The sequence below is a fragment of the Phenylobacterium sp. genome, assembly GCF_035944335.1.
Lineage (GTDB): Bacteria > Pseudomonadota > Alphaproteobacteria > Caulobacterales > Caulobacteraceae > Phenylobacterium.
Genome location: NZ_DASZBG010000033.1, coordinates 1 through 4,441, shown reverse-complemented (window position 1 = coordinate 4,441; position 4,441 = coordinate 1). Strand labels below are relative to the sequence as shown.

6 protein-coding genes and 1 pseudogene are annotated in these 4,441 nt (G+C 67.9%); 3 read left to right on the top strand and 4 right to left on the bottom strand.

Annotated features, from left to right (window positions below):
* On the bottom strand, positions 1-890 hold an 890-nt coding region (gene cysS, locus VGT80_RS06240), incomplete at its 3' end, for a cysteine--tRNA ligase (RefSeq protein ID WP_327453923.1).
* Positions 891-1,081: 191 nt separating this feature from the next.
* Here cysS and folE point away from each other — a divergent pair.
* Both folE and VGT80_RS06230 read left to right on the top strand, forming a co-directional pair.
* Positions 1,082-1,711, top strand: a complete 630-nt coding sequence (gene folE / locus VGT80_RS06235) for a GTP cyclohydrolase I FolE (protein WP_327453922.1) — start codon at positions 1,082-1,084, stop codon at positions 1,709-1,711.
* 108 nt (positions 1,712-1,819) lie between these two features.
* Complete coding sequence (locus VGT80_RS06230) at positions 1,820-1,948, top strand: hypothetical protein (RefSeq protein WP_327453920.1); 129 nt, start codon at positions 1,820-1,822, stop codon at positions 1,946-1,948.
* 323 nt (positions 1,949-2,271) lie between these two features.
* Here VGT80_RS06230 and VGT80_RS06225 read toward each other — a convergent pair.
* A pseudogene (locus VGT80_RS06225) lies at positions 2,272-3,105 on the bottom strand (DUF817 domain-containing protein); the annotation flags it as partial.
* 142 nt (positions 3,106-3,247) lie between these two features.
* Between VGT80_RS06225 and VGT80_RS06220 the strand changes: the two are divergent.
* Complete coding sequence (locus tag VGT80_RS06220) at positions 3,248-3,439, top strand: hypothetical protein (protein WP_327453918.1); 192 nt, start codon at positions 3,248-3,250, stop codon at positions 3,437-3,439.
* On the opposite strand, the gene VGT80_RS06215 is transcribed toward VGT80_RS06220, so the two are convergent.
* Positions 3,436-4,119 carry a nitroreductase gene (locus tag VGT80_RS06215; RefSeq protein WP_327453916.1) on the bottom strand — a complete coding sequence of 228 codons (684 nt, stop codon included), beginning with the start codon at positions 4,117-4,119 and terminating at the stop codon, positions 3,436-3,438. The two genes, VGT80_RS06220 and VGT80_RS06215, sit on opposite strands and share 4 nt — an antisense overlap.
* Before the next feature lie 77 nt (positions 4,120-4,196).
* Positions 4,197-4,441 (bottom strand): hypothetical protein (locus VGT80_RS06210; RefSeq protein WP_327453914.1); only part of this gene is annotated, 245 nt, incomplete at its 5' end.

Sequence of the window (4,441 nt, the reverse complement as noted above, 5' to 3'; positions counted from 1 at the left end):
AGCAGCGCCCAGCGGATCGCCTCGCCCGGGTAGGCGTCCAGCAGGTCGTGGGCCAGGGCCACATTGCCCAGCGACTTCGACATCTTCTCCTCGCCGAAGTTCAGGAAGCCGTTGTGCAGCCAGAACCGCGAATAGATGGCGTCGTGGGTCGCGCAGACCCCCTGCGCCCGCTCGTTCTCGTGGTGCGGGAAGACCAGGTCGATGCCGCCGCCGTGGATGTCGATCGGCAGGCCCAGGGTCTGTTCGATCATCGCGGTGCATTCGATGTGCCAGCCGGGCCGCCCCGGCCCCCAGGGGCTCTCCCACTCGGGCTCGCCGGGCTTCGACGGCTTCCACAGCACGAAATCGGCCGGGTTGCGCTTGTAGGGCGCCACGTCCACTCGCGCGCCGGCGATCATCTCGTCCAGCGGCCGGCCCGACAGCTTGCCGTAGTCCGTGTACGCCTCGGTGTTGAACAGCACGTGGCCCTCGGCCGCATAGGCGGCGTTGTTGTGGACCAGCCGGCCGATCATCTCGACGATGGCGTCCATGGTCCGCGTGGCCCGCGGCTGGAAGCTGGGCGGCAGGGCCAACAGCTTCGCGGCGTCGGCGTTATAGGCCGCCAGATAGCGGTCGGTGATCACGTCGATGGCGACGCCTTCCTCGGCGGCCTTGGCGTTGATCTTGTCGTCCACGTCGGTGACGTTGGCGGCATAGACCACCGCGTCCTCGCCATAGATGTGGCGCAGCAGGCGGAACAGCACGTCGAACACCACCACCGGGCGGAAATTCCCCACGTGGGCGAAATTGTAGACGGTGGGTCCGCAGACATACATCGTCACCCGCTCCGGATCGGCGGGTTCGAAGCGCCGCTTGGCGCGGGCCATGGTGTCGTAGAGAGCCAGGGTCATCGGGCCATCATGGTCAAGCTAACGCCGCGGAACGGTTGCCGGGCAAGGCGGGGAGCCCATATACAGTTCCCCCGGATGGGTGGCCACGGGAACCCTCGCGGCCGAAACCCATCTGAAGTGAAAGGGTGGCACGCGTCATTTCCGGGACCGTCGTCCCGGCGCAACTCAGCCCTGGAAAGAACCGCTCCCACATGGACGCCATGCGCGACCGAACCCTGGTCGGGATCCCTGACCTTGATCTTGAAGCCGTGAAGCGCCCCAGCCGCGAAGAAGCGATGGAGGCCGTTCGCACCCTGATCGCCTGGGCCGGCGACGATCCGCGCCGCGAAGGGGTGATCGACACCCCCAAGCGCGTCGTCGACGCCTATGCCGAATGGTTCGAAGGCTACGGCCTCGATCCGGCCAAGGAGCTCAGCCGCACCTTCGAGGACGTGCAGGGCTATGACGACATCGTCATGCTGCGCGACATCGAGGTGGAGAGCCACTGCGAGCACCACATGGCGCCGTTCCTGGGCAAGGCCTACGTGGCCTACATGCCCACCAACCGCGTGGTCGGCATCTCCAAGCTCGCCAAGGTGGTCGAGATCTTCGCCCGGCGTCTCCAGACCCAGGAGACCATGACCCAGCAGATCGCCGACGCCATCACCGACAGCCTGCGCCCGGCCGGCGTCGCGGTGATGATCGATGCGACCCACCAGTGCATGACCACCCGCGGCGTGCACCACCGCCACGTCTCCACCATCACCACCCAGTTCACCGGGGTCTTCAAGACCGACCCGACGCTGCGCCAACGGTTCCTGGACTTCGCGAACAAGTCGTAGGTTCAGCCTTCTCGGTGGCTGCGGGAGAAGGTGTCAGCGAAGCTGACAGAAGAGGGGTCGCGTCTTCGCGTCGTGACAGCGCCCCGCGCTCGGCGCATCCTGGCGCCCATGACCAAACTCCGTCATGACGCGCGCCAAGACACCATGTGGGTCGGCAAGAGCATCCCCAACGTCTTCCTGACCCTGGTGGCGGTCGTGGTCGGCGGGACGTTGCTGGCGCTCCTCCTCCACCGGTGACCTTCTCCCCCTGCGGGAGAAGGTGGCCTGCGAAGCAGGTCGGATGAGGGGTTTCTCGGCGTCGCCGCAGCGGCGAAGCGCAGCTATTTGAGCCACGAAAAACACGAAATTCACGAACGAGCTCAAGCCCGGCCGCTCGGCTCCGCCTTTTTCGTGCCTGTTCGTGTTTTTCGTGGCCGATCTTCCTGGGGGCGCCGGCTCGACCCCTCTTCCGTCGGGCATCCGCCCGACACCTTCTCCCGCAAGGGGAGAAGGAACGACATCGTCCCGGCCTCGACGCCTGTCAGCAACGGGTTGGTCGTCGCCCCCTCGCCGGGCGCGCGCGGCCTGTGCACCAGGCTCACCAGCACGAAGCTCAGCATGATCAGCAGATACCAGCTGCCCAGCTTGCCGAACGACACCGGCGCCCAGCCGTGCCGCTGGGTCGGATAGATCCAGGCCGAGGCGAAGGTGCCGAGGTTCTCGGCGAACCAGATGAACAGCGCGACCAGCAGGGCGCCCACGATGATCGGCATCCGCCGGGGGCTGAGGTCGGGCGTGAAGGTGAACCAGGTGCGCCGGAAGATCAGGCCGGAGACGGCGAACAGGCCCCAGCGGATATCCGGCCCATAGTGGTGGGTGAAGAAGTTGGCGTAGGCCAGGATGGCCAGCAGCCACGGCGCCCAGAGCGGCGGATAGTTCACGAAGCGGATGTCGAACAGCCGCCAGGCGCGGGCGATATAGCTGCCGATCGCGGCGTACATGAAGCCCGAGAACAGCGGCACGCCGCCGATCCGCAAGAGGTTCGGCTCCGGATAGATCCACGAGCCGTGGGCGGTCTTGAACACCTCCATGATCGTGCCGACCACGTGGAAGATCGCGATCACCAGCGCCTCGTCCCAGCGCTCCAGCCGGGTCGCCAGGAACAGCGCCTGCAGGGTCAGCGCCGCCATCACCAGGAAATCGTAGCGGGCGATGGGCGCGCCGGCCGGCCACAGGAAATGGCTGCCCAGCAACAGCGCCAGCATGGCCCCGGCGAACAGGCTGGCCCACGCCTGCTTCAGCCCGAACAGCAGGAATTCGTAGAGCCCCGCGTGCCGCCGGCTCCGCGCCGCCCAGGGCCGCAGCGCGGCGTCCATGGCCAGCACCTGACCCTTGATCCGGTCCTTGAGGCTCATCGGGCCTGGCGCGCGCCGCTGCGGGTCATCGGCCCAGGCTAGCGCGACCGCGGCCGGCGGCGCCATGCCGCCAAGGCCATTGTGGACGCGAAATCGTCGACTGTCGGGAACCCGACACTTCGTCGGCCAGTTAACTCACGTTATGCCCAAATCGCAGTCCCGCGGCGGCCCGGCCGACCCCAGCGACCCGCAGGCCGTGGCGCGCGACATGCGCGAGAAGCTCGAGGCCGCCAAGCGGCGCATGCGCGCCTACCGCGACGAGATGGAAGCCTCCGGCCTGGCTCACACCCACGACGATGACGAGGCGGCAGGCCCCGCCGGCGACGGCGGCTAGGCCTCCTCGTCGAAGCCCACGAACACCGTCGCCTCGTCGACGGACTTGCGCTCGGACACCACGGCGTTGGCGGGGAATGTCTCGTCGGGCCAGCCCAGCGCGATCGACTTCATGATCACCTGGTCGTCGGCGATGCCCGCGTGCTCGCGCACCACCGGCGACTGCATGATCCCCTGGCTGTTGATCACCGCGCCCAGGCCGCGGGACCACGCGGCGTTCACCAGGGCGGTGGCGACGGCCCCGCAGTCGAAGGGCGTGTCGTCGCTGCCGTGCAGGTCCTTGTCATAGGTGACGATGATGCAGACCGGCGCGTCGAACTGGCGGAAGCCGCGCAGCACCCAGTCCTGGCGGCCCGCCTTGTCCTCGCGGGCGATCCCCATGGCGGCGAACAGCTGCTTGGCGACGCCGATCTGCCGTTCGCGGTGCTTGCCGGCGAAGGCCTGCCCGATGCGGAATTCGCGGCTGTGCGGCACGCCCGCGAGGTTCCGCTCGGTGTTCCCGGCGCGGATTCGGTCCAGCGGCTCGCCGGTGAGGACGTAGAAGTTCCACGGCTGGGTGTTCATCGACGACGGCGCGCGCATGGCGAGCTCGATCACCTCGCGGATCAGCGCCTTGGGGACCGGCTTGTTCAGGTAGCCGCGGATGCTGCGCCGGCCGAGCACGACGTCATCGTATTGCACGCAGAGCCTCCAGATATTTTCAGCAAGGCGCATCCTGGCATGTCCCGGCGTTGCCGTCGGGTGAGGCGCGTAGGGCTTCAGCGGAAGCGGTCGCCGAACCGCAACCGGGCCTCCTCCATCAGGGCCCGGTACATGGGCTCGGCTCGGGTCGCACAGCGTTCCTCCGCAGCCCAGGCCAGGCCGTCACGGAACCCCGCCTTGCGGCGCGACCAGTTGCGGAGCGTCGTCATGCACGGCGTATCCGGCTGCGCCGCCACCTGCCGCATCGAGGCGCCGGCGACCATTCGCTCCACGATCTCCGCCTCCAGCTGGTCCGACCACA